The organism is Lacipirellula parvula (assembly GCF_009177095.1).
Lineage (GTDB): Bacteria > Planctomycetota > Planctomycetia > Pirellulales > Lacipirellulaceae > Lacipirellula > Lacipirellula parvula.
Window position 1 is genome coordinate 4,365,747 of the sequence record NZ_AP021861.1, and the last position, 25,818, is coordinate 4,391,564.

Genomic DNA, 25,818 nt, shown 5'->3' on the forward strand with positions numbered 1-25,818 from the left:
TTTCGCGGGATTTCTAGTTCGGTGGCAACAACCCTACGGCTATCGATCCTAAAACTCCTGGCACTGCACTGGTGTACAGCGGGGTGCCGCGCGCTAGTAGAAAAGTATCGTTGAACAATTGAAGTAGGGGCACCCATTCATGCTAATGCCGCCCGCTTCAAACTACGCGCCACACTGTGACTGATACCAGGTGGTTCACTTGGAAGCGAACGGCTGGACTGCAAACGAGCGGCTAGATTTTTATTTCTCGCGACAAGGTTCTCAGCTAGTTCCCTACAGTTGGTTTCTCAGCCTTGAAAAAGCTGACAGTGAGGAACTATTTTCGGGTGACGCTCACATACGAAAACTTGGCTTCATTCCACATGAGCGCCATCCTGTCCGCAACCCTGATGGTCTGCCGATCGGATTTGTACTCGACTCAAGCGCGCCGCCCGTCGAAGTCAAGAAGGGATTTCTTGGTCCCGACTATTCGATGGACCACTATCCGACGGGCGACTGGCTCGGCCTCACCTGCGCCGCTTGCCACACATCAGAGCTGACCTTCAAAGGAGAGACCTACCGCATCGATGGCGGTGCCGCGATGGCGGATGTGGAGTCGTTGCTAAGCGAGCTGGCGAGGGCACTGCGAGCAACCGCCGAGGATGACAACAAATACGGTCGCTTCGAGCAACGAATCCGACAGGCTGCGGCGGGAGACATCGACACCACGGGGCTGCGCGAAGAATTGACGGCATACACACCCGTAATGGAGAAATTGGTGGCGCGCAATAAAGCGACCCACCCTTACGGACTGGGCCGTCTGGATGCATTCGGAGCAATATTGAATCAGATTTGTGAGGCGTCTCTCGGGATTCCTGAAAATCACCGCGAAGCCAATGCACCGGTCAGTTATCCCTTCCTTTGGGATACGCCCATGCTTGATTGGGTGCAATGGAACAGTAGCGTGGAGAAGCCCATTTTTCGCAACGTTGGCGAGGTGCTTGGGGTCTTCGCTCACGCGCAACTCACCGGAAAGCCGGAGAGCGGCCAGTTCGAATCGTCCGCGCGCCTCAACTATCTGCATCGCTTGGAATTGCAAATGCGCCGCTTGCAATCTCCCAAATGGCCGTCACCCCTTGGAGAAATTGACATCACAAAGGCAGCACGTGGTAGAGAACTATTTGCGCAAAACTGCGCGCAGTGCCACAACATGCGAGATGACCAAGGCCAATTTGAAATGACATCCCCTAACAGCCTTGGTCACACCTTTATACGAACTACGGCTGTTCCGTTTCAGAAAATCGGAACGGACCAACAAATGATAGTTAATTTCATTACGCGAACCGCCAAGCCTGGCGATCTTGCTGGAGTACTTGCGCTGGACTCGAATGAGACAAAAGCAAAGCTCAGCGCGTTTCAGGACACCGTGAGCAAATTTGGCTTGCCCCCCTTGGAAATAGAGGGAAAGGTCCCAGCGGCCATGCTATTGGGAGCTGCCGTCAGCGGCGTGATTGAGAGAGACTTGGCAGGGGAGCTGCGAAACCGAAGCGAAGCGGAAAAACGGGAAATTCGCGAAGATCTCGAAGGTCATCGTGACGGCGGCTTCCCGCCGCTATTAGGAGCGGGGTATAAAGCCCGTCCTTTGAATGGTGTGTGGGCGACCGCTCCATATGGTCATGCGGGCGCCGTACCCAATCTTTATCAATGGCTCCTGCCTGAAGAGAAACGTGCCGACAATTTCTTTGTCGGCAGTCGGGAATTCGATCCTATTCATGTGGGCTTCTCAACAGAGCCACACGGGGACGCATTCCATTTTCGCACACACGACGATCAAGGTAACCCAATCCCAGGCAATTCCAACCGAGGGCACTCGGGGCCAGGCAAAACAGATTTTAGTGACGAGCAGCGGTGGCAAATTATTGAGTACTTAAAATCCCAGTGAGCCAAGAATTAGCCAATTCAAAAAAGCGCCGTGTCGCTTTACTGAACCGCTTCGAATAGCGCCCGCTCGCTACTGTGGATGAGCTCAGTGACCCAAGGCCTGTTACGATATTACTTAAATCCTTTAACTATTCGATGGACTTTCCGAATATCGACTTTGGGGCGAATTGCAGTATGGGTGGCAGTAACCCACCTAAGGTCGAAACGACCTAGGTACGCGACTGCCCCTCGCTGCGCTGAGGTGAGACACACCGAAGCTACGAAACCGTCAGAAGATGCCCCCATGAACAATTGAGCCCCCCGTCATCGACTGAACCGGGCAGCAAAAGTGGGGACAAAATGGGGACAATGTTGGCGATGCGACACAACATGGGTACAATGCAATCGCAACATCACCCCCTTCATCATCTCTGTTACTGAGAAGACTTTACGACTCATTTGCAACGCAGGACAATTCAATAGAAGCTTCCGGCGAGCGCGACTCAAAATCCAGTGCCCGCAAGGGCGTGTCGGTTCAAGTCCGACCTCCGGTACTCTTCAAATTTGCCTTGTTTTCTAGGGTTTTTCAAGCTAGTTCGGATCGAATCGGTTGTGCTGCCGGCGATGACATACACGCCTGGTACCACGCCTCCTACCCGACCTAGACTTGAACATGGCAAAGGCAAAACCCAAGAAGCCGTATGCTGCTTTCCCTCTCTACGCGCACTCCCGCGGATCGTGGGCCGCGCGAATCGGCGGCAAGGTCCGCTACTTCGGCCCCTGGCGCGATCCCAAAGCCGCGCTCGACAAGTACCTCGCGTACATGAACGGCTCGGCCGTCGTCGACCGGAAGACTGTTGGCAGCCTGACCGACGCCTTCCTCGCCGATAAACAGGCCCAACTAGCCACTGGGGACATCACCCCAATCACCTACGCCGAGTACCGGCGGACGTGCGAAGTCATCGAATCGCACTACGGCCGGGGGCGATGCGTCGAATCGCTCGAATTCAACAGCCTGAGAATCGCGCTGGCGAAGGGCAAAAAGGTACCAACGCTCGGACCGGTGACTTTGAAGCGCCGGCTGGTCATCGCCCGGATGATCTTCCCCAATGCCGGCAAGCCGCTGAAGTCGCCCGCGCAACGGCTCTTACGCGCGGCGAAGGAAGCCGCAGGCATTCGCCTCTACGAAGCCGCCGACCTCCGCCAGCTGGTGAAGGCGGCCGGCGACGATTTCAAGTGGCTGTTGTTGCTGGGAATCAACTGCGCATTCGGACCGAAAGATTGCTCGCTCTTCCCCGGCCCTGATGGCGAATGGCACAACTTCGCACGGCCGAAGACGGGCATCTCGCGCCGCTGCTGGCTCTGGCCGGAGACGGTCGAGGCACTGGAGCACCATAGCAGCGGGTGGAATCGGCACAACGTTGCCCACACGTTCGTGGAGCTTTGCGAGCAATGCGGCGTCACGAACCATGGCTTCTACTCGCTCCGCCGGACGTTTGTCACGGTGGCGGAAGGCTCGCAAGCTGTCATCGATCGCATCTGCGGCTGGTCGCGCAATGACATGGCGACTCAGTACCGCCAGAAGACATTCGACGACAAGCTACGGGCGTGCTCGGAAGGCGTTCGCGCGTGGTACTTGGCGTGACGCGAGGAAGTCGTCTAGATCGGCTGGCTTCACCATGTAGCGCGGGCGTTGCCCTGTCGCGAGGTTCGACGCCTTCAGGAAGCCGGTCTTGATCCATTCGATGACCGTTTCCGGCGCTGAGCCGGTCAGCTCGGCAACTTTCGGCGGCGACAACAGCGGCTCCGGTCCTGGCTCCGGCGGCGGTGTTGTCGCCGCGATGCATTCAGCCAAGTAGCGGCGCACTTCAACTACCTGGGCGGCGGGAGTCCATTCCCGCACCAGGGTAGGGTGGCCATTCTTAGCCGCCCACTCGCTGACCTCGTTGACGATGCCGGCGGCGACGGTCTCCGCTACGCGATCGTCGAGGTCTTCGAGTTTGGCTAGAAGCTTCTGGAAGTTCATTCGGAGGCTCATTTGTAGTAATGTGGCCCGGTCAACTGAGTGCTGACCGGGCCACGATTTCTAAGCGGCGACATCGTCGAACACGAAGTCGTCTTCCTCGTCGTCGTAGTATCCATCCTCGCCCAACTCCGCCTTGATGTACGTTGCCGTCTCCCTCAACTCTGCCGGCTCCATCTTATCGACGAGCAAGAATAGCTCGTCCGTTTCATGCCCGATGGGCTTGAACGCGACGCCCCGGACGTTGTGAAATACGGCGACGCCGCGGAAGCCAGCGTAGACGCCGGCCGTCCATACTTCCTCGAAGTGGCCGGCTTGAATCAGACGATCGACTAACGCTTTCATGACGAGACTCCAAAGGGTGAAAAATCGGACATATTTTCATCCTTTACGGCGTCAGCGAACCGTCAATGGAATTGTTAAAGGCCCACGCTGATTTCGTCCGTTGCATAACCTCCAACGTGGCGGCACGATCGGGCGAAGCCTTACAGGGCGACACGGTTTTTGGGCAGTAGACGGGGCGAATACCTCGTGGCACACTATTGATTCCAAGTTCCCGCACCACTCTACCGCGATGCCCATCTTCAAATACCTTATCGGCCTCAGTCGCAACTACGACACGGGACAGCTGAAGCGGCGATTACAACCGGCGATCGAAGAGTTGGAGGCAGCGGGTTACCTGAAACCTCTCTCCTCGGCGGAACGGTATGTCAAGGTTTCCCGAGGACACTGGGAAATCGTCTTCGTGCGTCAAGCTGACGCGTCGGCCGCAAAACTCCTCGGCAGTGCAGCAACATTAGCTGACCGCCTGGTGAACGCTGGCGTCACTCGCTCGGTCGCCATGGAGCTCGCTCGCGACTATCCGCAAGAAGTTATCGAACTGCAGCTGGAGGTGCTCGACCGCTTGCTACGAAACAAGGGACAGAAACAGCTTCGAAATCCGGCAGGCTATCTAGTGAAGGCAATTCGGGAAGGCTATGCGGCTCCGCAACAGGAGGCTGCTCCCCGCAACAGATCCTATTCCGCCGCAGCTCGCCACCTCAACAAAGAACCTCTTACTGACCCGCTGAAAGTTCAACTTGAGAAGTACCTCAAGTCACTCTCCTCCGTAGAAACAAAGGAGCTTGAGAGGCTCGCCCTCGCGACCGCGACCGCGACTCTTGCCAACGGCTATCATCGTTCGCAGCTTACAGGAGGTCCGGCGTTCGCCTTCTACAAGCGTATGGTGTTGGAGCATGGAGCGCGGCTGCGGTTGCACGAACTTTCATCTGCAGACGAAAGACAAGTCGCTTAATTCTTCGTACTCCCAGTCGATACTTCTTCGCCGAATGCGGGAGGAGCCTCATCGCTCCTCCCGCAGACGTCCGATCACTTGGCAGCATCCGGATAGTTAGAACTGATCCAGGCTCGCACATCTGCGATGACGGCTGCCAGCTCACCGAGGTGTCTGGAGCCATAGCTAGACGTGTCCTTGAAGCCGCCCTCCGTCTTGTACGATCTACGGATCACAGCCGACGGAAACTTAACGCCGTCGTTGCCTTCATTGAGAAACACGCTCGCCGACACCATGCCGATGCGAACGGTGTGAACGGGCTTGTTAGCGGGTTGGTTGCTTTGCTTTTTCATATTTTTCTCCATTGGTTAAAGGTAAAGTGCGTTTCCGCACCCAGCGGACGAAACGCATTTTGCCGATCAATGGAGGCGTGATGGTCGACCGTGAAAAATCAACGCAGCCACTCAAGCACGTTCTCCAGGCCAACGAAAATGGGGGATGTCGTCGATGCTTCGACGAAGGAACGGCAGGCGAAGATTTTTTGCTTAGCAATGCGGACGTGATACTATCGACGCATCTGGCCTCGACGCTGGCCTTGCGGCTCGCCACTGGCATGGCGGACGGCAAGCCCAATGCGATGCACGCGGCGAAGGGTTTTACGATTGGTTTTGCGTGCGCTCAAATTTGAAGGAGTCGATGATGACGACTGCTGCAAAAAGTCAGGAGAGTTCGAACCGCGGAAATGAACAAGGCCGTCGCCAACGACCGGCGTGGAGCAAGACGAGCTTCCCGCTGACGGTGGCGGTCTTCGAGTTCCCCAACGATAACGGCTCGCCCAACTTCAGCGTGAAGTTAACGCGAGCGTTTCGACGTGACGAGAGCTCCGAATGGGAGAACACGGAATATCTCGGCGGCGGCGGCGATTTGCTGAGAGCGGCCAAGATGCTTGAATCGGCTGATGCCTTTGTGCAGAGCCGATTGCAAGCCGACTACCGCGCACGAAAGGAGGATGGAGACGGATTCTAATCCGCCTGGTTTCGCCCCACGATTGCTGTGCATCGCTGGGGCTCTTTTTTTATGCAGCCGTCTGTGCGCACTTTCTCAGTTATTTTTTCTTTTTCCCGCCATTCTTCGATCCTTTCGTCGGCGGTGAATTCTTGTCGGGCAGCAACGTCACCTGCCCGCGTAGATCCATCATGAACTTGTGGATCGTTAGCGGCCAGTTGTTCGCCTGCGACCATTGGTTGATATCCTTTTCCAGTAGGGTCGCGTAGTAGGCGTGCCAGTCGAGCTCAACCTCCGGTGAAGCGTCTAAGTCGTGAATATGGAATTTCTTCGTGTAGGCTCCACAAGCCCGGTGCTCCAAAATGTACACATCCTTTACTTCGTGCAATTCCTTGGCGGCGTCGAGGTGAGCGATAAAGGTTTTGTACCATTCATCCAATGTTCGGGCGCTACCCTTCTTCACTCCCGTGGCGCCTAGAGCAGCGCCTGCAAACACTAGGTGATCGTAGCGATTGCAGAGGTTGTCGCCGTTCATAAACGTGACGATGTCGTCAAGCAATCGCAGGTCCATGCAAGAGATGAGCAGAACGTTTTCATGCGGCGGTTCGTAATCTAGCATCGTTTTGCTCTTCGATGATGAAGCCATAGCGGGCGTCTCCGGAGCGGAATGGAAAAGATGGAGTCGCGGTCACTATAGCGATGCGCGAAACGAATAGCGATATTTTCCCCATCGAAATGTCTCAAACGATCTTTACTTAGCCGAACGCCTCCTCTATTTCCCAGGATAGCCTCCGATTAGCCCCTTCCGCCGTCGCCGTCGCATCGGCCCTCACCCTGGCTGGGGCCGATGCGATGGCAGAGGCGGCAGGGGCGCGCCCCTTTTGTCGAACCCGAGTGGAGGTTCTCAGCACGTCAAACTGCATTTGTTTAGTGCGTAAAACCATGATATAGATCCGCTCTTAGAGAAGCGGTCGGATCGCTTCCCGGTCGTTAAACGTTCATGTAGCTTTGATTGCCCCTTCCGTTTTGCAGACGCTCCCGTTTAATCAGCCTCACCAGCTGATTAAGGAGACGGACCTTACCAGTCGTCGCGAGTCTGAGCTGTAGAGCTGGGTTGCATCGAGAGGTGCTCGCCCTGTTCGACGGAGGCTCCTCCGAGTAATCTCGAATTGTCGACGCTGCCTTTGTATGGCAGCGACCGACGTCGAAGTAATCCGGTAGGTTCTATCCGATAGAGACGAAAGTCTTATCTTTCTGTCGCCCAAACTGTGGGCGATGCGGAAAACCCTTGGAAGAAGTTCTGTCCAAGGCCGTCATGTTTCAAAGTCGGTGCGGTTGCAGTCTCCTGCGTAGGAGACTTGCGACTTAATCCGCCCACGGGGTTCGGGCCTCTCTTGAGGTTCGCTCAACGTGCGCCGCCGTAGGGAGCCGGCATGTCCGCGAGGGCAGCCGCCGGTCGGTGACTCGACCGGGGACTTGGGGCAAATCCTCAAGCCGCGAATAGCTCAACTACGAAAGGCCCATCAGAAGGGCTTGGCGGTCAGTCGATGAGGGAGTCGTTGCCAAGCATGTCAGCAAGTTTCGATAGAAACTCGCTTATGACGAACGATCCTGGCTTATGGGTAAGGGGAAGTTTCTACGTTTTGTCCCCTGAAATGAGGAACGACGAGTTCCTTGAAACTATGCTCGCCTGACGGCGAGACATAAAGCCTTTGTTGATCTAGCAGGCTAATCCCTGCTAGTCACGAGACCCTCGTTGAAGAGGAACATGGCTAACGCAGGATCTGCTCTGGCCGCCGGGTTGGTATCCGGTGCGCAGCTTCGTCGGCTGCGTGATTGAAACGCCAGTGCAGGGGAGTGTGGCCTCAGTAGGAGTTTGCAACGCTAGTCGCGGGAGCGACCAGCGGAGCAGAGCGAGTGTTCGGGCAAGGCAGTCCGAGCTCGTTCAAGCGCATCCGGGTGGTGCCGAGCGCGATGACTTTGAGCGAGACTGGCTGATCGTGGCGACTCACGGGACGCATCGATTCTTCCTGGAAGAAGGAACAGCAGTGAAGGATGTGCGGAAGCACCCCATCCACTTTGCCGGTTACTCGCTGACTATGAGGCGAGGGGAGTTCTTGAAGAAGGAGTCGGGAGCTGCCGAGGCTGAGCCTGACGGTAGGTATCGCGTTCGAGTTCAAATCGCTCGCGAACAACTGCGAATGCTGAAGCCCTATCTCATCGAGCTCTCGACAAGACGAAGCGCTGAATGGATTGCCAGGGGGCTTTGGAATCTCCCCTTTGAACCCTACGCGCCTGTTAGGAAGCAACTATTGGCGTTGTTGCGGATGATCAATTCACGGCGTCAGGCAGCAGGTCAGTCAAAACTGCCGGCGAGCGTTCTTCGCATGAAGCGGGACATCGTCAAGCCGTTCGGGGAAGGTGATGAGGCTTTGGCCGCCTGAAGATCGAAGAAGAAATGGCGGAGTGGGCGCTGCGGGGACGAGGCCTAGTCGCTAGTTCTGAGACGGGCAATGAGAATGTTGGGTGGCTGTGGATTGTACCGCGAGTGTTCGCAATCAGAGAAATCCGCGTAGAAGTCTTCGGAGGCCATCAATGGGACGTCCGTTATCAACGAACTCAGGCCGGCTATTTCTATGTGCCCTGGAAGCATTTGGTAGAAGAACGAAAGATCGTGGGTGCAGAGATTCCAAACGGGATGTTGCATCCCGTCGAAGTCGCACCGCGTCGCCTCTTCGTGCCGATCCCGTATTGCTTCGTGAATTGTGTCGAACAAGTCCGTCTCGCAGCGGTCAAGGCGGTCCGCGAATGCGTCAAACTGAGGCTCTGTAATTATATGGACCCATTCAGAGTCCGTTCGCAGCGTGCTGATTCGCTTAATCATCTTTTCCTCCTGAAATAGTCGTCTGTTGCGTTTCCGCACAAAAAGTGGAAACCAACAAACGGCATTTTTCAGGAAGGCGTTCGCAGAAGGATCAAGTTTTGATCCAAGTGGTCTGACGGAGAGGCCAGTTATGTCATTTGCTAGCCGCGATCGATGGAGGTGCGAGTACTCGATTCGATGGGCGCGTACAGGAGCTATTTATTATTCCCGGCGTTAAACAACAGAATCGCAAGGAGGACTCCACAATGGCGGCGCAGTTAAGATTCGGACCTGCGGCGAGTTGTCGTTCGATCGCTCGTACCCTGACGTACGCGGGTCATGAACCCTTCCGCCGCCGGCCCAACGGGCCGACGAGCATCAGCGGATAGCCTGGCACTTGCTGCTGGTATTGCCGATACTCCTCCCCCATGTAGTAAGCCAAGCGTTCGTCTTTCAAATAACTGCCGATAGCGAGGTACAGGGTCCACACCCCGGTGAGTATGGCGTGGTCGAACGTCATCCTGGGCGTAAACCAGATCAACCCGGCAAAACTGAGGTAAACGGGATGTCGCAGCCAAAGATAAGCGCCCGTCGGCGTGAACCGACGGCGCGGCAGCGGCTGCCGCCGAGCCCAGCGGCTCCACTCGGTGTATCCCGTTTGATAGCCCAGGCCGGTGAGCAGCAGACTGTAGCCGAGAGCGATCCATGAGAGGTGGAACGCCGAGACGACGAGCCTGCGAGGCCAACCATGAAGTTCCCAAATGACGTTGTCGCTTCCTCGCCAACCCAAGAACACGCACCACAGCGAGAGGCAAGTGACGATGCAGTAAAAGACGCCGAAAAACTCTCGACCAATCGCGCGACCAATCGCCGATTGCACCTGCGGAAGACGAAGGAGGCTGTGCGGAATGGCGAAGAGAAGCGCCAGACCAATGTTCCCCAATAGCATCATGAGGAACGCCGACGGCACGACAAGACTGCCGGCCGTATTGGAAAGAAACGCATAGAGCCACACGACGGTGATCGCGAACATCAATTGCGCCGTCGCGCCGACGACGAGTCCGACGGCGCGGCGCCAGACTGAGGTCGAATCAGAGCAGGCTGCGTCCATGCCGGAGTTCCGCGAGAGTGTGATCGTATCGTTAGGCGACGTTTCTAATCGATTGGGCGCAAGTGCGAGCGTTGAACGTTACTTCACCGCGTTGGCCACGATAATGTCGCCGTGCACGGCTAGTTCGTCGGCCACGCCGACGGCGCCGAGTGCTTTGCGGAGCGGTTTGATGCCGTACTCCGATTGTCGGAGCGGAAACTGGCCGCGGATGCGGAGGAATTCGCCGCGGTTCTGGACCTCGGCCTGAAACCTTAGCGGTCGCTTCACGCCATGCAGGGTGAATTCGCCGATGAATTCGTAGACCGGCAGTCCCTGGCGACTTGGCTGAGGCGTCTTGCGCGTCGAAGCGATATCGAACGTGGCGGTCGGAAATTGCTTCACGTCGAGCACTTCGGCGCTAAGCATGTTGGCAGTTACTTCGCGTTGCGTCTCGCCGGGAACTTCGCCTTCGACGGCGAGATACTTACGGGCATACGCGACGTCGACTAGAAAGCTGGTGGTATCGAATACGAGTTGCCCTGCTCCCTGGTCGGCATCAAGCGTGACGCGTCCCGAACGCAGCATGCCGACGACGCCGTGAACGTGCCCGAAGCCTGTCTTTTCGACGCGGATGTAAACGCGAGAATTCGTCGCATCAACTTCGCCGGGCGCTAGAGGCTTTGGGGGAACATCAGCGGCGCCAGCGACCTCGCCGACGATGACACTGAGACACATTATCAGTAAAGCGAAAACAGCGCAGAGGCGTATCGATTCAGCACACTTTTGAGCGTTCTCGTCCATCATCGACCTGGTTTCCTTTCGATGTCGTAAGAGTTCTAGTGAGCGTGGTTGATGCAATTGACACGCACGTCCTACTCGTCGCACCATAGCCTCTCGCTCGACGCCGACATGGTATAAATCGCTGCGTCGATAAGAGTCGAGAGCAACTTGCGAACTTCCCGCAAGACCGCCCCGCGACTTACGGACAACCACGTCATCAATTTCGGACGACGGCGCTTCGCGAAGAGGCGACGCGCGTCGCGCACCTTGCTGTCGCGGCGCGAAGCTGAAAGGAATCAGCGATGATGCGAAGCACGGCAACGGCCGCTACCTACGGTCCGAATCTCGGCGCTCGCCAGCGCGTGCCGGAGCTAATGGACGAACCGGGGATCGCCCCCGCCGCGCTCGAAGATGCGCTCCGCGGGATCGCGCGAATCAATGCGTTCAGCCTCACCGCCGGTCATTTGTGGCGACGGTTGCAACGGATCGCTCGAGAACGAAAGCTCGATCGGCTTCGCATTCTCCACGTCGGCTGCGGCAACGCCGACGTCACGCTGGGCGTCGCGCGACGGGCACGGCGCTCGGGCGTTAAGGCGGAGCTATTCGGCTGCGATCGAACCGCGGTGGCCGTCGAGGCGGCGCGAGAACGCGCGCGACGCCTCGGGCTGCAAGAAGTGCTGTTCTTTCAAGCCGACGCGTTGACCGACGATTTGCACGGCAGGTACGACGTCATCGTCAGCTCGCTTTTTCTGCATCATCTCGACGAAGCAGAAGCGGTCGTCCTTCTCCGTCGCCTGAGCCGCATGACGCGACACGCGATCGTAATGGACGACCTCCGCCGTTCGGCTTTCGGCTACTGGCTCGCATGTTGGGGTTGTCGATTGCTGACGCGCTCGCCTGTGGTCCGCTTCGACGGCCCCGCGTCGGTGCGGAGCGCTCTGACTGCCGCCGAATTTCTGAAGCTAGCGCACGCCGCCGGACTGGAGGGAGTGACGATCGAGCGACGCTGGCCGGAGCGATTGACGCTGGTTTGGGAGAATTGCGCCGTCTCCGTTCCGGAGTTCGTACGATGAGCGCTCCCACGCCCTGGAATGTGGCCGTCATCGGCGCCGGACCGGCCGGATCGGTGGCAGCCTCTCAGCTGGCTCGCGCGGGGCTGCGGGTCGCGCTCCTCGAGCGCACCGTCGGACCGCGCTACAAAGTTTGCGGCGGCTGCCTCAACGAGCGCGGCCTTTCGGTGCTTCGGCACTGTGGTCTCGACGTCGCCCTGCGTGACGAACTTTCGGCGCCGTTAAGGCAGATCACGTTCCATCGCGACGCCCGGCAAGTGACCATCAACGACCAAGCCGGAACCATCGTCAATCGCGCGACGTTCGACGCCGCGCTGGCCGTAGCGGCCGTGCAGGTTGGCGTCGAACTTTTCGCCGGCGTGAAAGCAACCGTCGAACCGCTCGACGCTGCCAGCGCTGCGCGCGAAATAGCGACGCGAACGATTTCTCTGCAACGGGCCGATGGAACTGCCGACCGCTTGAGGGCGGAGCTTGTCGTCGTCGCCGACGGATTGGGTCGACCTTCGCTGCAGCGTCTTTCAGAGTTCGCCGCGATCGCGGCCCCGAACTCGCGGCTCGGCCTGGGCATTGCTCCGAGCGAGACGCTGACGAGCGCCGGCTACGAGCCAGCGACGCTTAGCATGGCGATTGTCGATGACGGTTATCTTGGCGTCGCCCGACTTGTCGACAGGCGGCTCTGCATTGGCGCCGCCTTCGACGCCGCTGTCGCTCGTCGCGGGGCCTTCGACCGTTGGATCGGCGAAGCGCTTACCCGCTGCGGGCTGCCCGCGATCGACGGTCTCTCGACGGCGTCGATCCGCGGCACGCGTCCCCTTACGCAACGCCCAGCGTGCGTCGCTAGTCACCGCATAATCCTCATTGGCGACGCCGCCGGATACACCGAACCCATCACGGGCGAAGGAATGGCATGGGGACTAGCCGCGGCGGCGGCCGTGCCGTCCTTCGCGCTGCAGGCATGCCATGAGTGGCATTCCGAGCTTCCCGCCGCCTGGGAACGAACGCTTCGCCGCGATGTTCACGGCGGCCAGTTCTTCAACCGGATCCTCGCCGCTGCGCTTCGCCAGCCGCGTTACGCCCGCCGTGTGTTCGCCGTCGCGGCGGCGCTGCCGAGTTTCGCCGCCCCGATTGTTCGCCGCCTGAACCGACCTCAAGCCGTTGCAAGGATCGCCGCATGAGCCCTCTGACGAAAACCTCCGCTCGCATCACGCCGGTTGGCGCCCCTGTGCGCACGATGACGCATCGCATCACGCGGACGCCGTCCGCCCCCGTCATTCGCGGCCTCGGCGTCGCCGTGCCGGAGCACTCAATCCGGCAGCATGAAGCCGCCGAGATCGCCGCTGACCTGATCGCGTCGGAAGAACGCAGTAAGCGAGCAATCGCCACCCTGTATCGGCGTTCCGGCGTTGCCTCGCGGCATTGCGCGATCCTCGAAGCGCCCGTTGACGGCCCGCCGGCTACGCAAGACTTCTTTCGACCTCGGACCTCGCCTGCCGACGGCGGCCCATCGACCGGTCGGCGAATGGCGCTCTATGAGCAATCGGCGACGCGACTGGCCGTCGCAGCGGCGCGCCGCGCCCTCGCCGAGTCGGACCTCGCCGTGGATCGGATCACTCACATCGTGACGGCAACTTGCACCGGCTTCTCGGCGCCAGGGTTCGACCTAGGCCTCATCGAGCAGCTCCCTCTCCCGCGCGGCGTGCAGCGAACGCAGGTCGGTTTCATGGGGTGTCACGCAGCGCTGAATGCGTTGCGCGTCGCTCAGGCGTACTGCAAAGCCGACCCCCGCGCGAATGTACTCGTTTGCGTGACCGAAATCTGCAGCCTGCACTTTCAATACAACGAACAACCGCAGACGATTGTCTCTAACGCCCTCTTCGCCGATGGCGCCGCGGCCGCTGTGGTATCGTCCGATCACAGTGAACGTTCGAGTTGCGTTAACGGCGACGCCTGGAGACTCGGTGATCACGCTTCATTCGTCGTACCGAATTCGGCCGACTTGATGAGTTGGCGGATCGGCGACCACGGTTTTGAGATGACTCTTTCGCCGCGGTTGCCCGATCTGATTGCAGAGCGGCTGGCGCCTTGGGTCGACGCTTGGCTCGCCCGCCAAGGCCTCGCTCGCCAGGAAGTGCGTTCGTGGGCGATCCATCCCGGCGGCCGCCGCATCCTTGCCGCCGCCGCGGAATCGCTGGCGCTCACTTCAGAGCAAATGGCTCCGTCCGAACAAATTTTGCGAGACTTTGGCAACATGTCGTCGCCGACGGTGCTGTTTATCTTGCGCGAACTGCAGCGGCGCCGCGCGGGACTGCCGGCCGTGATGCTGGCGTTCGGGCCCGGCGTCACAATTGAAGCGGCGCTCGTCCGGTGACGTGTTGATGGGACCTTCCCATGGGAAGGTGTGAAGAATTCACACCGGCGTGACGTAGCTACTACCGTTTCCCGGGAGGGAGCAAGAATAGCGAGAGAATGCCGCCGCAAATAAGGAATATCGCGAAGCCAACGATGAACGCTTCGTATCCGCTACCTAAAAGGAGCGTCCTGCTGAGAAGAAAGCTCGCCGCCGCCGCGATCACCGAAGAAATGCCGGTAATCAGAATGATTTTGGAAGCGATGCGCATAGTTTCCAGCCGGTTTAAAGAACGACCGCGTGGCGATTGGCGTTAACCGCCCGATAGGGATCAACGGTTCGTTGGCGGCTCTACTTGAGCTTTTGAGAAATCCGAGAGCTTTTTCGGCGGAAGTGCAGCACGTAAGGCGTTCAGTATTGCGAGCACATCAATGATCTCTTGGGTCACCGCGCCAGCCACCGGAAGTAGCAGACCGCCGCTAGCCAACGCCATTCCCGCGACGCTCAGTGACATCCCGCCAATCGCGCTCTGAAGCGCGATGCGTCTCATGCGACTGCTGATGTGCATGAACTCGTCGACCTTTTCCAGCGAACTGTCCATGACGACGACGCCCGCTGATTCAGTGGTAATGTCACTGTTTTGACCAATAGCTATTCCCACCGTCGCGGAGAGAAGTGCGGGCGCATCGTTGATGCCATCCCCGACATACAACGTTCTGGCTTTCAGCGTTTCCGCACGTACTATGGCGACTTTTTCCTCCGGCGTCTTCTCAGCGTAGACTTCGCGGATGCCTATCTGCTCGGCTAAGTAGCGCACCTCGGATTCACGATCTCCTGAAACAATCAGAAGCCTCGTGAAGCCATGGTAGGGATGTAAGTGCTTGACGAACGAAGCGCCCTCGCTGCGAGGTTCGTCGCGAAACCTGTAGGTCGCTGTATAACACTGGTCAATAACTACGCAACACTCAAGGCCGCCGGCGTGGGGTGGTAACTGGTCTCCTCGATCGAGTTGATCTCTAGCAATCACGCCACGGCTTGTAATCTGCACCGTATGTCCGGCGACAATGCCGCGCAGGCCTTGGCCGGGCGGTTCGCTTATCTCGCTCACTTCTTGCAAAGCGACTCCAGCTGACTTGGCAGCGGCGAGAACTGCACGGGCAAGCGGATGTTTTGAATAGCGCTCAAGGCTTGCCACTAAAGTCAGCACTTCTGCGGCTTCAGCATCTGAGACCACAAGTTGGTCCGTCAATCGTGGACGTCCATAGGTCAGCGTGCCCGTTTTATCGAAAATCGCCGTGGTGCACGTAGCAATCGTTTCGAGAACAACCGTATCTTTTACGATGATGCCGCGGCGAGCGCACAAAGAAATCGCGCCGATAATGGCGACGGGAATTGCAATTAGAAGCGGGCAAGGCGTTGCGACTACGAGCACCGCTAAAAATCGGTGCGGTTGTCCGCTGATCCACCAAGCAAGTGAAGCGATTGCAAGCGCCAGGGGGGTGTAGTAAGCGCCAAGAGTGTCTCCCAACCGTCGCATTCGAGGGCGATGCTGCTCAGCAGATAGCATGATTTGCATGATCTTCGAATACCGAGAGTCAGCTGCGGGGCGACTTGCACGAATGACGATCGCCGATTCGCCGTTAATTGCTCCAGAGATGACTTCTGAGCCAGGCGTCTTTGACATCTGAAAAGGTTCGCCGGTCAGAAACGACTCGTCCATTGAGCCGCGGCCCTCGATCACGACGCCATCGACCGGACAAATGTCATGCGGAAAGATGACGAGCACATCGTCAACGGCTACATCGCTCAGCGGTACGTCCACTACCACGCCACCTCGCCGTTGATGCGCTAACGATGGCATTCGCTTCGCGAGCGCGCTTAGAACTGACGAGGCGCTTCGAATAGCGTAACTCTCCAGTGCCTCTCCCCCCGAAAGCATCAGCACCACAAGGGCTCCGGCGAGATACTCGCCTAAGATAATCGCCGTCACGATGGAGATGCCGGCCAGTAGATCGGATCCAAATTCGGCCCTTAAAACTTTCGCGGACAATTCGAAAACAAGGGGAACTCCGCCCAACAATAGGACGGACCAGAGCGGCAACTCAATGATGAATATGGAAGTGCTGGTGGCATACCGAAGCACCAAATGTAGGGTGATGCCGGCGATCGCTGCGGCGGCAATTGCTGTCATTCGGCGGTTGGACCAGAATTCAACGAACGACGATTTTTCTGGAGCTGGAGTTTCCAAGCTAATCCACCTGAACGAAGCCGACAGAGCGAGGCCCTCAAGAGTATCGCGGACTGTAGCTTGTCCCTCAACGATAGCTTGGCGTCGGACGCCGCGCATACACGCCAGGGCAGTGGTTTAACTGAGGCCCGGTAATGTAAGGTTGCGTGGAATGGACAGAGACTTCTTTGGTAATCATACGTTGTGCCTCGACTAACTCGTTCTCTAGACTTTTCACCACCGCCGCATAACCCTGTAGGCGAATTGAGTGGCCGGGGTAGCCGGCGGTTGTCAGTGCAACGGCCAACTTGCGAAGGTCAGTAATGGCCCGAGCGGCGCGGAGTATTAATTCGTTGTCCGATGGACTCTTAGGGTTCGATGGATTGCTCATGGGAGGCGATTGAATAGCGATAACGGTACACTGCAGGGGCCTGGGGGGTATGATGTGACGCAAGTGGCGTTTAGATCAGCAATTGCATAATGGTCGGCGCAATCTCGTGCAGCGGCAGCCCCAGACTGACGGAGCCCGTCGCTATCGCCGACTTCGGCATGGAAAAGCTCTCGCTGGACTTCATGTCTTGAGCGATCACAACTCCCCCAGCCTGGTAGACAGATTGAACGCCGTCCGTCGCATCTTGGCCGCCGCCAGTCAGCACTGCTGCGAGCACGTCACCGCCTAAATGTTCTGCTGCAGAGACTAGCAGGGGATTTGCAGAGGATAAGACGTAACGTATCCTTTGCCCGTCGCTGAATTGGAGACGGTGATGTGCATCGACGACGAGATGCAGGTCCGAGGGTGCGACATACACACAGCCAGGCACCATTTTCTCTCCCGCTTCGGCGTCTTTCACCGTCAGCGATGTTCGTCGCTGTAGGACCCGGGCGAGGTAGTTGGGAAAGTGCTTTGTTCGATGTTGCACCACTGCGATTGGGACCGGGAAATCTCCCGGTAAGCCAGCGAGGACATTGCCGACTGCCTCAACGCCGCCTAAGGACGCTGCCATAACGACTAATTTGAAGCGTCTGCGGGGCTCGCCTGACGAGTTGGACGATCCATTGGCGATATCGTGCGTGAGTGGAGTAGCGCTGAAATGCATTCGAATTCCCTATTTAAAGCATCGCACTCTCTGAGCGTCCAGGATTGCATTCACGCATTTGGTGCGCCTATTGAAATGCTATTCAGTATGCGGCGAAAAACGCCAATCTCGACCGCCGGCAACGATGAAGCGTTGGTTCACGTGCGATTCACGCGCGCCGTAACGCACACGAATGGGCGAAACCGCATTTAAGCAAACCGTACCGAATCAATTCGAACGCTCCGCCTGTCCGGTTGCAGGCGGCGAATTGCGAGAAAGTGCTGGCCAAAAGCGCAACAGAGCACGCTGGATGGCCGCGAGCCGGCAGTATTGTGCCAAAAACGCGCAACGGAAGTGCGGATTGTCTTTATTTTCCGCTCAGATGATGTTACCAGGAACGCGTTAGCCAAAAACTTGTCCGCCGTGTGGAGAGGCCATATGGAACAGATCAAGCTTCGCTATCGTGAAATGCAACGCTACGTCGAGTGGTCCGAAAACGATGCGGCGAGAATGGCAGAGATAGAGCCGCTGTTAGCTCCCCATGCCCAGGAGTTGATCGATGACTTCTATGCAGAGATCCAACGCCATTCTGAAGCCTTGAGTGTCATCACGGGAGGCGTTACTCAGATCGCAAGGCTCTCCAGAACGCTCCTGGAGTGGCTTGCACAGCTTCTGGGGGGCTGTTACGACGATGTCTACATGGAACCGCGCTGGCGTGTTGGCCGCCGGCACGTGGAAATTGGTCTGCCTCAGCGTTTCACGAGCCTCGCGCTTGGAAGATTGCGCGCCGGATTGACTCGCATCTTGTGTGACAAATGGGCTCGCCCCCCCCGCGAGCTAACGCAAGCGTTAGTCTCGCTCAACAAGCTGCTAGATCTCGATCATGCACTGATTCAAGATGCCTATGAGACCCAGTACGTCGAGCGAGAACGAATGCTCGAACGCGAACGAGGCGAAAAGAAGTTCAGACATCTGGTCGAGAATGCGAGCTGCTTAATCGCGATCGTCGCCTCCGACGATTCAATCGCTTATTTCAATCCCTTCGCCCAGAGGTTCACGGGCTACTCTGCGGCCGAGCTTTCGGCGTCTCCTGAGAAGATGTGCGACGTCTTTGGAGGAGATCGTGAGAATATTGAGCGCCGGCTGTCTTCGGTACGCAATCTCCACGAAACTTCCTGCTGTGACGTGCAAATGTTTAAATCGGGGTCGCCTCCTCGCTGGATTTCCTGGACGTTTAGCGCCATTGAGAACATCGGAGTAGACACGCTAGTACTAGCGGTAGGCCAGGACGTCACTGAACAGAAAAGGGCTGTCGAACAGCAACTGAAGTCTAGCCGCCTCGAGGCTATCGGTGAAATGTACGCCCGGATCGCACATGAGAGTCGCAATTCTCTCCAGCGACTCCAGGTTTGCTCGGAGCTACTGGCGGAAGAGCTTGCGGGCAATGAAGCTTGCATGCGGCTTGTGGAACGCTCAGCCCAAGCGCAAGGCGATTTGCACCGGCTTCTCGACGAGGTTCGTAGCTACGCTTCTCCAATTGCATTGGAAAAAACTGAATGCCGTGTTTCAGCACTCTGGCAGGAGGCCTGGACGCTGCTTGAGACGGCGAGAAAAGGTCGCGATGCAGTCCTTGTTGAGGACATGACCTTGGCCACAAACCGCCCACTGCTGCTCGATCGCTTCCGCACAGTACAGGTCTTTCGAAACATATTCGAAAACTGCTTGATCGCGGGAGCCGATCCGCTGAAGATTCAAATAGTGTGTCAGGAATGTCGCTACAACGAGGTCTCGATGCTGCAAATTCGCGTGTCGGATAACGGACCTGGATTCAGCCCGGGGGCGGCCGACCAGGCTTTCCAACCTTTCTTTACCACTCGAAGTCGTGGAAGCGGCCTCGGGTTGGCGATCGTTCGACGAATCATTGAGGCCCACGGGGGTAGCGTTGCAGCGACTAACGTGACCGACCGCGGCGCGGAAGTGACAATTACGCTTCCTCTCGATTCCTCGACCTAAGCAATCGGCACGTGGAATGCAAGATTACGGATAAATTGCGCCCCCAATCGTCACCGCCCAGTTACCATACTATGCACGAATGCCCTGATTTTTCCGAGTGCGACCTATTGCTTGTGGATGATGATCGCGAGTTGCGCGGCGATATGGCCCAGTACTTCGCCTCGAAGGGCTACCGCGTCCGCGAAGCTGCTAACGGGACCGATGCGCTAGTAGAAACGGAGCGACAGTCGTTCGACGTAGCTGTAATCGACTTTGCGATGCCTGAAATGACGGGGATCGCACTGTTGGAGCAGTTTAAGGCTCGCGGGGCAGATATGCCCGTGGTGATGCTCACCGGCGAGGCGACGGTTAGTTTAGCCGTCGAGGCGATGAAGCTCGGAGCTAGCGAATTCTTAAGTAAGCCAATCAGTCTTCGCGAGCTGGAGCGCCTCGTAAAAAAGGCCGCAGCCGCGGGACGGTTGCGTCGAGAAAATCAGCAATTAAAAGCAGTGCTGCGACAGCAACGCTCAGGTGCACCTCAATTGGTGGGCGGTTCCTCGGCCATGGAAGAGGTGTTCCGCCTCATCAGCCGGACTGCAGGCTCCGTCAGACCGATTCTAATCCAAGGGGAAAGTGGAACTGGGAAAGAGCTCGTCGCCCGAGCCTTGCATGAGGCGAGCGGCTTGGCCGACAAGCCGTTGGTCATTATCAATTGTGCTGCGCTTCCCGAGGCCCTACTTGAGAGCGAATTGTTTGGCCACGAAAAGGGCGCCTTCACGGGCGCCGTGGCCGCGAAGGAAGGACTATTCGAAGTAGCTGACGGCGGCACCCTATTCGTCGACGAAATTGGTGAACTAGCAGCTAGTTTACAGGCAAAGTTGCTCCGAGTTTTGGAAGACGGGTCGCTACGTCGAGTAGGCTCCGTCAAGGAGCGCCGCGTGCGCGTGCGGTTAATCGCCGCGACGAATCGAGATTTAGCGAAAGAAGTGCAGGCCGGCCGCTTCCGGGAGGACCTCTTCTACCGGATCAACGTTCTGACGATTGCACTACCTGCGCTGCGTGACCGTGAAGGCGACATAGAACGTCTCGTTCGTCACTTTCTTGGCTTCGAATGGAAGATTGAAGATCCAGTCTTGCGATTGCTTACGAGCTACAGCTGGCCCGGGAATGTCCGGCAACTTATCAATGCTCTCGAGCGTGCAAAGGTCCTGGCGGATGACGAATGGATACGCGCCGAGAACTTGCCGCCCGAGATCGTTAGAAGCGCTCATGAACAGCCACTCAGCGTTCCCGGGCAATCCGTTGGAGACTTAGAATCCGTGAGCCGTCGGCACGTTGAGGCGACGTATCTGCGTATGCAGGGAAATAAGTCGAAGACCGCCAAGGCGCTCGGAATCGGTCGCCGAACTCTCTACCGCTTGCTGGATAAATACGGAATCGAGCCGTTGGATCAAGGCGTCGAGCCAACGGGAGAATAATTTTGCTGCTTAGCGGGCACGCTGCTCAAGCCCGCGCACGAGACTACACGGACGCGATTTTCCACCCTCCGTACGTCGTCAATCTTTTTTAGAGTCGTCTGAAGCAGTTGCTTGAGATAGAAACTAGGCACCATTCCTTCGACAATGAGCACATCCTCAGCCTGCACAAACGAGAAATGCTGCAGTCGATGCTGAAAGGAAGAATGACTGGAGAGCATCGTAATGGCTCGTGTCACAGAAGTGGCCATTTTCGCATTAGCAGTTCTGCAATCGGCGGTTGCATTCACGTGATAGCTCCTGATTTTGGTGATTGAATCGCCCTATTCTCAATTACCTCGCGATGGCTAGCATCGCATTCTGCATGCCGCCGATTTCAGCCCACATCTCTCTCAATGTGGGGTTCGGGCAAGACCCGCGCGTGCGTTCACGCACAGGGGTGTGCCTACTTGAATCGCTCGGCAAGCTCATGCTCTCCGGCGAGCTCGTGAAGATATTTGCGAGATTGCTGAGCTGCTCCGAAGTCAAAGGTCCCGGCGGACGTCAGGCCGATCTCAAGGATGATAGCCCCATCGAAATGCACGTGGGCTAATTGGCCGACCAGGGCCTTCCAGTCGATCCGTCCTTGGCCAGGCGGAAAGTGATCGTCGCGTTCGCCGTAGTTGTCATTGGCATGGACCATCCATAAGTGTCCCGACAGCTTGTGTACCACCTTGGTTATGTCTCCCGATAGGAACGCGTGCCCGGTGTCTAAGCAAAGCCCTACGTCAACGCGGTCAATAGCTCCCAACATCCACAACATGTCCTTGGTCAGGCCGAAGCAGAGGTGTGGAAGCATGTTTTCCATGACGAGAGCCGTTCCCAGCTGGCGACAGCGCTCCGCCAAGTAATTCAGCGATTCCGCGCCCCGCTCCATCCTTAATAGGCGCTCTTCGCCCCGTACCGGCGAGCGTTCGGGACCAGGGTGAATAACGAAATTTCTAGCCCCGAGCTCAGCAGCTGCAATCGCCGCCGTCTCGACGGCGCCCACCGACGCGGCTCGGGTAGATTCATCGAGTGAAGTAATATCAATCTGATCTGCAAAAGGAGCGTGAAATGAGTAGGGCTCAAGCTGTAGTTCTCGAAGACGTTGCGCAGCTTGAGTCACCTCGGCTAAGTCCCGGTAATTAAGATGAGCAGGGTAGGAGCAAATCTCGACGATCGTGAAGCCAGCGTCACGAATATCCTCTAAGCATTTCAGGATCGGACGTTGGTAGAACGCGCCAGTGGAGATTCCAATCGGCCAATCGCTCATGTTGTCGCTTTCTAAGTTGTGGACGCATGCTTCAAGTTAGCTGTGGAAAATACTCCCTCGCGATGATTGCAGCGTTCGACTAGACGGGTGCGGTGGTCTTCTAGAATGTCCCCGCAACCTTTCCAGCAGCAATAGCCCTTCTCTTCAGTTGACTTGCAGTTGTAATCTACGAGCGGGTCGAGTCCGTCAGCCATCAAGCCGGCGAATAACCGAACGTAGAAATCAGCTCGAAGTGATGCGTCGTAGACAAACCAACCAGGATTCAAATGGTAATCGCGTTCGTATTTCGAGCGTACTAATCCCGCAATATGACGGGGATGCCACCCCTCCGCCGTGAGCGTGCGTACTAAGTGCTGAAGGCCTGCGGGCTTTAGGAGCAGTTCGTTTGGTTCCTCTAAAAGTCGACGCACGCACTTTGGGAGGCATCCAAGTGGCGTTACATCGTAAGTCTGCGGCCACTGGTCGGGCGCGTCATGCTCGCAATTGTAAAAGTACCGGTGAAAGCGCGCCAATTTCGATCCGCAGTAATCAGCAATCAGCTGCTCCATTCCGCGTTGGGCGTCCGGAATGGCGGTCGACGCTCGCGTCGCGAGATCGCGGACGGCGGCCGCATCTTGCATGCATTGTAGGCCCTGTTCTTCGTCCATTTCAAAAAGCGGAATAACGAATCGCGAAGCGCCGAGCGGCGAAGCGTTACTCGCTTGAGCGTGTTCAAATTTTAAATACCTACTGAAGGGCATGCGTATGGCTCTTGTATGAAGGGGGTCGCCGTACTCCGAAAGGTCTATGGAGATAATCTCGCGACCATGCTCAATGGGGCCAACCTCGACGGCAGTAAGCTGGATAGGGATCTGGCATGCTTCTGTGGCTTCGCGAAGCGCACGATGCGCCAGGAACTCCATCACTAAGCCGACGCCCGCGAATGCTCTTCCGGATTCCTCCGGCACTGAATGTCCCCCTGGGGGCAATTCTTGTTGGTATTTGCCGCGAACGCAATCGGGCAAATGTCCGAGATGAGAGAGAGCTTTAAACGCAAAAGACGTTAGCGGCACTTTCCAAATGAGGTGATGTCCTCGCCCGCTAAGCAGGTGCAGCGGAGTGATGCCGTATTCATTCAAGGCTGTCTGCAGAGAGTGAACGACCGGCCTTTGTAGCTTCAAGGCCCGAGAAGCTTCATGCAGTGGCAAGGAAGGGTCGTCGAAGTTGACGTACTCTAAGTCGAGGTCAACTAGGAGCGATTGATCGTCCCATACGGCGGTTTCCAAGAGGCGCCAGTCGAGCCAACTCGGGGAGGAGACGTCCAGACCCGTCGAACAGCTCTTCAGGGCGGTAGCTTCTCATCCACGATTGAAGAAGCGGTACGTGGTCAGGAGCCTCAGGCCCTTCCGATAGAGGCACTTGATGTGAGCGCAAGTTCCCTCGACTTGGACGCCATCGATTTCCTCAGGCCCCGTCCAGCCCTTAGGCGATCGCAATACGATCATCGGCCATACAGGCAGCTCCAAAGCGCCTTGTTCACGCGCGGACCGCTGAATGTCGTGAATGCGCTCCACGACGGTATCTAACGTGGAGATCATCAGCTGATGCATGGTCGCGGGGGTCGTCCCCCTCGACGAAAAACGGCTCATAGCCATAGCCTCGCATCAAGTCGGCGAGCTGTTCGCTGGTGATTCGCGCCAGCACGGTCGGATTGGCAATCTTAAAACGGTTCAGATGCAAAATGGGAAGGACGGCACCGTCCGTTACCGGGTTAAGGAACTTGTTCGAGTGCCAAGCCGTGGCCAGCGGCCCGGTTTCGGCTTCTCCGTCGCCAACGACGCATGCCGCGATCAACTCCGGATTGTCGAACGCAGCGCCGAAAGCGTGACTTAACGAGTATCCCAGCTCACCGCCTTCGTGGATCGATCCCGGAGTTTCAGGGGCCACATGGCTTGGTATCCCGCCAGGAAATGAGAACTGCTTAAACAGCTTTGCCATTCCTGCTTCGTCTTGAGTGACGTCAGGATAATGTTCTGTATAGGAGCCTTCTAAGTAGGTATTCGCCACCAGCCCGGGCCCCCGTGGCCCGGGCCGGAAATGTAAATCATGTTTAGCGCGTACTTGTTGATCACTCGGTTGAGATGCGCATAGACGAAATTTTGACCTGGCGTGGTACCCCAGTGCCCGAGCAGCCGCCGCTTGATGTGTTCTGGTGCAAGAGGCTCGCGTAGTAGAGGGTTGCTGCGAAGATAGATTTGTCCCACCGAGAGATAATTGGCTGCGCGCCAATAGGCATCCAACAAGGCTACGGGATCATCGGAGCGATCGGTTGGAGTCATACGCGACCACCTTTCTTTCGGGTGATTGTAAGTCAGGAGGTCATGCTCGCTCGTTGCCTGACCAGTCCACGGACATAATGCGACGACAACTGTTCAGCTAGTGGCTCGGCGGCGGTTCTCCCAGCGATAGAAGCCATGTTTGGCGACTTCCACAGTTCCCGCGTACGCGACAACGATTGTCGAAATACCCAGGAGAATTTTTGGCGGCAATGGGGCGAACCCGGCGGCGCTCGCCCAGGGCAGGCAAGTGAGTAACGCGGCGCCCAATATGACTACAGCGTTCGAAGCAGATAACCATCGCCCAGGAAGGCTTTGCCAACAAGGTCTTCGCGTTCTTACCACCAGAACGACAAGGCAGGCCGACACCAGAGACTCAAGAAACCACGCAGCACGAAATAACTCATTGCTGACTCCCATCGCCATCAAAAAGCCAAACGTTATGAAGTCGAAGATGGAGCTGATCGATCCGAACACGACCATAAATCGGCGAATGAAGGCAATATCCCAACGACGCGGCGCGGCGAGGAGTTCGTCGTCTACGTGGTCGTTTGCGATGGCCATCTCAGGAAAATCAGTCATCAGATTCAAAAGTAAAATCTGTTGTGGCAAGAGCGGCAGAAATGGCAGGAATAAAGAAGCGCCGGCCATGCTGAACATGTTGCCAAAGTTTGCGCTAGTTGCCATGAACACGTATTTGAGCGTGTTGGCGAACGTTTCTCGGCCCGCTCGAATGCCCGCCGCCAAAACATTAAGATCGCGCTGCAGCAGCACGATATCTGCAGCCTCTTTGGCGACGTCAACCGCCTGGTCGACGGATATGCCAACGTCCGCGGCATGCAACGCGGTGGCGTCGTTGATTCCGTCTCCTAAATAACCAACCACGGCGCCGGCCTGCTTTAGAGCCAGAATTATTCGCTCCTTCTGATTTGGCTCGATTTCCGCAAAGACATTGGTTTCGTCCACCCGTCTGAGGAATGCTTCATCGCGGAGTTGACGAATCTCACTACCTGTGAGCATCGATGGGCTAGCAAGTCCCACTTGCCGGGCTACGTGCTTCGCGACATGGCGATTGTCGCCAGTGATCAT

Annotated in this window: 23 protein-coding genes and 1 pseudogene; 11 read left to right on the forward strand and 13 right to left on the reverse strand. The window is 57.3% G+C overall.

The window, feature by feature from the left end:
• The first annotated feature begins 199 nt into the window (after positions 1–199).
• Positions 200–1,921, forward strand: a complete 1,722-nt coding sequence (locus PLANPX_RS17085) for a di-heme-cytochrome C peroxidase (RefSeq protein ID WP_152099903.1) — start codon at positions 200–202, stop codon at positions 1,919–1,921.
• A 651-nt stretch (positions 1,922–2,572) separates the two neighbouring features.
• Positions 2,573–3,544 (forward strand): hypothetical protein, encoded by a 972-nt coding sequence (locus tag PLANPX_RS17090; RefSeq protein ID WP_152099904.1) that lies wholly within the window; start codon positions 2,573–2,575, stop codon positions 3,542–3,544.
• Here PLANPX_RS17090 and PLANPX_RS17095 read toward each other — a convergent pair.
• Both PLANPX_RS17095 and PLANPX_RS17100 read right to left on the reverse strand, forming a co-directional pair.
• Entirely contained in the window at positions 3,500–3,937 is a 438-nt protein-coding gene (locus PLANPX_RS17095; protein ID WP_152099905.1) for a helix-turn-helix domain-containing protein, read from the reverse strand. The genes PLANPX_RS17090 and PLANPX_RS17095 overlap by 45 nt on opposite strands.
• Positions 3,938–3,985: 48 nt before the next feature.
• Positions 3,986–4,267: a hypothetical protein gene (locus tag PLANPX_RS17100; RefSeq protein WP_152099906.1), complete on the reverse strand. Its 282-nt coding sequence runs from the start codon at positions 4,265–4,267 to the stop codon at positions 3,986–3,988.
• A gap of 229 nt (positions 4,268–4,496) precedes the next feature.
• On the opposite strand from PLANPX_RS17100, the gene PLANPX_RS17105 reads away from it, so the two are divergent.
• Entirely contained in the window at positions 4,497–5,216 is a 720-nt protein-coding gene (locus tag PLANPX_RS17105; RefSeq protein WP_152099907.1) for a hypothetical protein, read from the forward strand.
• 74 nt (positions 5,217–5,290) lie between these two features.
• Here the strand turns inward: PLANPX_RS17105 and PLANPX_RS17110 are convergent, their stop codons facing one another.
• The gene (locus tag PLANPX_RS17110; protein WP_152099908.1) at positions 5,291–5,548 is read right to left on the reverse strand and encodes a hypothetical protein; all 258 of its coding nucleotides are present in this window, start codon (positions 5,546–5,548) and stop codon (positions 5,291–5,293) included.
• An 11-nt stretch (positions 5,549–5,559) separates the two neighbouring features.
• Here PLANPX_RS17110 and PLANPX_RS17115 point away from each other — a divergent pair, with 11 nt between their 5' ends.
• Positions 5,560–5,883 (forward strand): hypothetical protein, encoded by a 324-nt coding sequence (locus PLANPX_RS17115; RefSeq protein WP_152099909.1) that lies wholly within the window; start codon positions 5,560–5,562, stop codon positions 5,881–5,883.
• 8 nt (positions 5,884–5,891) lie between these two features.
• Complete coding sequence (locus PLANPX_RS17120; protein WP_172992130.1) at positions 5,892–6,221, forward strand: hypothetical protein; 330 nt, start codon at positions 5,892–5,894, stop codon at positions 6,219–6,221.
• 79 nt (positions 6,222–6,300) lie between these two features.
• Here PLANPX_RS17120 and PLANPX_RS17125 read toward each other — a convergent pair whose 3' ends face one another.
• Positions 6,301–6,846, reverse strand: a complete 546-nt coding sequence (locus PLANPX_RS17125) for a hypothetical protein (protein ID WP_232536152.1) — start codon at positions 6,844–6,846, stop codon at positions 6,301–6,303.
• 1,165 nt (positions 6,847–8,011) lie between these two features.
• Between PLANPX_RS17125 and PLANPX_RS27440 the strand changes: the two genes are divergently transcribed.
• Complete coding sequence (locus tag PLANPX_RS27440) at positions 8,012–8,644, forward strand: hypothetical protein (RefSeq protein ID WP_172992131.1); 633 nt, start codon at positions 8,012–8,014, stop codon at positions 8,642–8,644.
• Positions 8,645–9,400: 756 nt separating this feature from the next.
• On the opposite strand, the gene PLANPX_RS17135 is transcribed toward PLANPX_RS27440, so the two are convergent.
• Positions 9,401–10,174 (reverse strand): NnrU family protein, encoded by a 774-nt coding sequence (locus tag PLANPX_RS17135; RefSeq protein WP_152099913.1) that lies wholly within the window; start codon positions 10,172–10,174, stop codon positions 9,401–9,403.
• Positions 10,175–10,252: 78 nt separating this feature from the next.
• On the reverse strand, positions 10,253–10,888 hold the full coding sequence (locus PLANPX_RS17140) for a YceI family protein (RefSeq protein ID WP_172992132.1): 636 nt from the start codon (positions 10,886–10,888) through the stop codon (positions 10,253–10,255).
• 347 nt (positions 10,889–11,235) lie between these two features.
• On the opposite strand from PLANPX_RS17140, the gene PLANPX_RS17145 reads away from it, so the two are divergent.
• Genes PLANPX_RS17145 through PLANPX_RS17155 form a run of 3 tightly spaced genes read left to right on the forward strand, consistent with a single transcriptional unit; the run spans position 11,236 to position 14,371 of the window.
• Positions 11,236–12,006 carry a methyltransferase domain-containing protein gene (locus tag PLANPX_RS17145; RefSeq protein ID WP_152099915.1) on the forward strand — a complete coding sequence of 257 codons (771 nt, stop codon included), beginning with the start codon at positions 11,236–11,238 and terminating at the stop codon, positions 12,004–12,006.
• Positions 12,003–13,178 (forward strand): NAD(P)/FAD-dependent oxidoreductase, encoded by a 1,176-nt coding sequence (locus PLANPX_RS17150; RefSeq protein WP_152099916.1) that lies wholly within the window; start codon positions 12,003–12,005, stop codon positions 13,176–13,178. Before PLANPX_RS17145 ends, PLANPX_RS17150 begins: the two co-directional genes overlap by 4 nt.
• Complete coding sequence (locus tag PLANPX_RS17155; protein WP_198421750.1) at positions 13,175–14,371, forward strand: type III polyketide synthase; 1,197 nt, start codon at positions 13,175–13,177, stop codon at positions 14,369–14,371. The genes PLANPX_RS17150 and PLANPX_RS17155 overlap by 4 nt, the downstream gene beginning before the upstream one ends.
• A gap of 61 nt (positions 14,372–14,432) precedes the next feature.
• Here the strand turns inward: PLANPX_RS17155 and PLANPX_RS17160 are convergent, their stop codons facing one another.
• The 3 genes from PLANPX_RS17160 to PLANPX_RS17170 all read right to left on the reverse strand — a co-directional run bounded on the left by PLANPX_RS17160 (position 14,433) and on the right by PLANPX_RS17170 (position 17,674).
• Positions 14,433–14,621, reverse strand: coding sequence for a hypothetical protein (locus PLANPX_RS17160; protein ID WP_152099917.1), 189 nt, complete (start codon positions 14,619–14,621; stop codon positions 14,433–14,435).
• Between the two features lie 60 nt (positions 14,622–14,681).
• A complete protein-coding gene (locus PLANPX_RS17165; protein ID WP_232536425.1) occupies positions 14,682–16,541 on the reverse strand; it encodes a heavy metal translocating P-type ATPase in 1,860 nt (619 codons plus the stop codon).
• 497 nt (positions 16,542–17,038) lie between these two features.
• A complete protein-coding gene (locus tag PLANPX_RS17170; RefSeq protein WP_152099919.1) occupies positions 17,039–17,674 on the reverse strand; it encodes a chemotaxis protein CheB in 636 nt (211 codons plus the stop codon).
• Between the two features lie 417 nt (positions 17,675–18,091).
• On the opposite strand from PLANPX_RS17170, the gene PLANPX_RS17175 reads away from it, so the two are divergent.
• Together PLANPX_RS17175 and PLANPX_RS17180 are read left to right on the forward strand one after the other, a co-directional pair.
• On the forward strand, positions 18,092–19,666 hold the full coding sequence (locus tag PLANPX_RS17175) for a protoglobin domain-containing protein (protein WP_152099920.1): 1,575 nt from the start codon (positions 18,092–18,094) through the stop codon (positions 19,664–19,666).
• Between the two features lie 71 nt (positions 19,667–19,737).
• Positions 19,738–21,123 carry a sigma-54-dependent transcriptional regulator gene (locus PLANPX_RS17180; protein ID WP_152099921.1) on the forward strand — a complete coding sequence of 462 codons (1,386 nt, stop codon included), beginning with the start codon at positions 19,738–19,740 and terminating at the stop codon, positions 21,121–21,123.
• Positions 21,124–21,565: 442 nt separating this feature from the next.
• Here PLANPX_RS17180 and PLANPX_RS17185 read toward each other — a convergent pair whose 3' ends face one another.
• From PLANPX_RS17185 to PLANPX_RS27790, 4 genes and pseudogenes are all read right to left on the reverse strand, one after another.
• Positions 21,566–22,414, reverse strand: coding sequence for a sugar phosphate isomerase/epimerase family protein (locus PLANPX_RS17185; protein ID WP_152099922.1), 849 nt, complete (start codon positions 22,412–22,414; stop codon positions 21,566–21,568).
• An 11-nt stretch (positions 22,415–22,425) separates the two neighbouring features.
• Positions 22,426–23,679 carry a hypothetical protein gene (locus PLANPX_RS17190; protein ID WP_152099923.1) on the reverse strand — a complete coding sequence of 418 codons (1,254 nt, stop codon included), beginning with the start codon at positions 23,677–23,679 and terminating at the stop codon, positions 22,426–22,428.
• Positions 23,660–24,732 (reverse strand): annotated as a pseudogene (locus PLANPX_RS17195) (phosphoketolase); the annotation flags it as partial. The pseudogene PLANPX_RS17195 and the gene PLANPX_RS17190, both read right to left, overlap by 20 nt.
• A gap of 93 nt (positions 24,733–24,825) precedes the next feature.
• The gene (locus tag PLANPX_RS27790; protein WP_232536153.1) at positions 24,826–25,818 is read right to left on the reverse strand and encodes an HAD-IC family P-type ATPase; all 993 of its coding nucleotides are present in this window, start codon (positions 25,816–25,818) and stop codon (positions 24,826–24,828) included.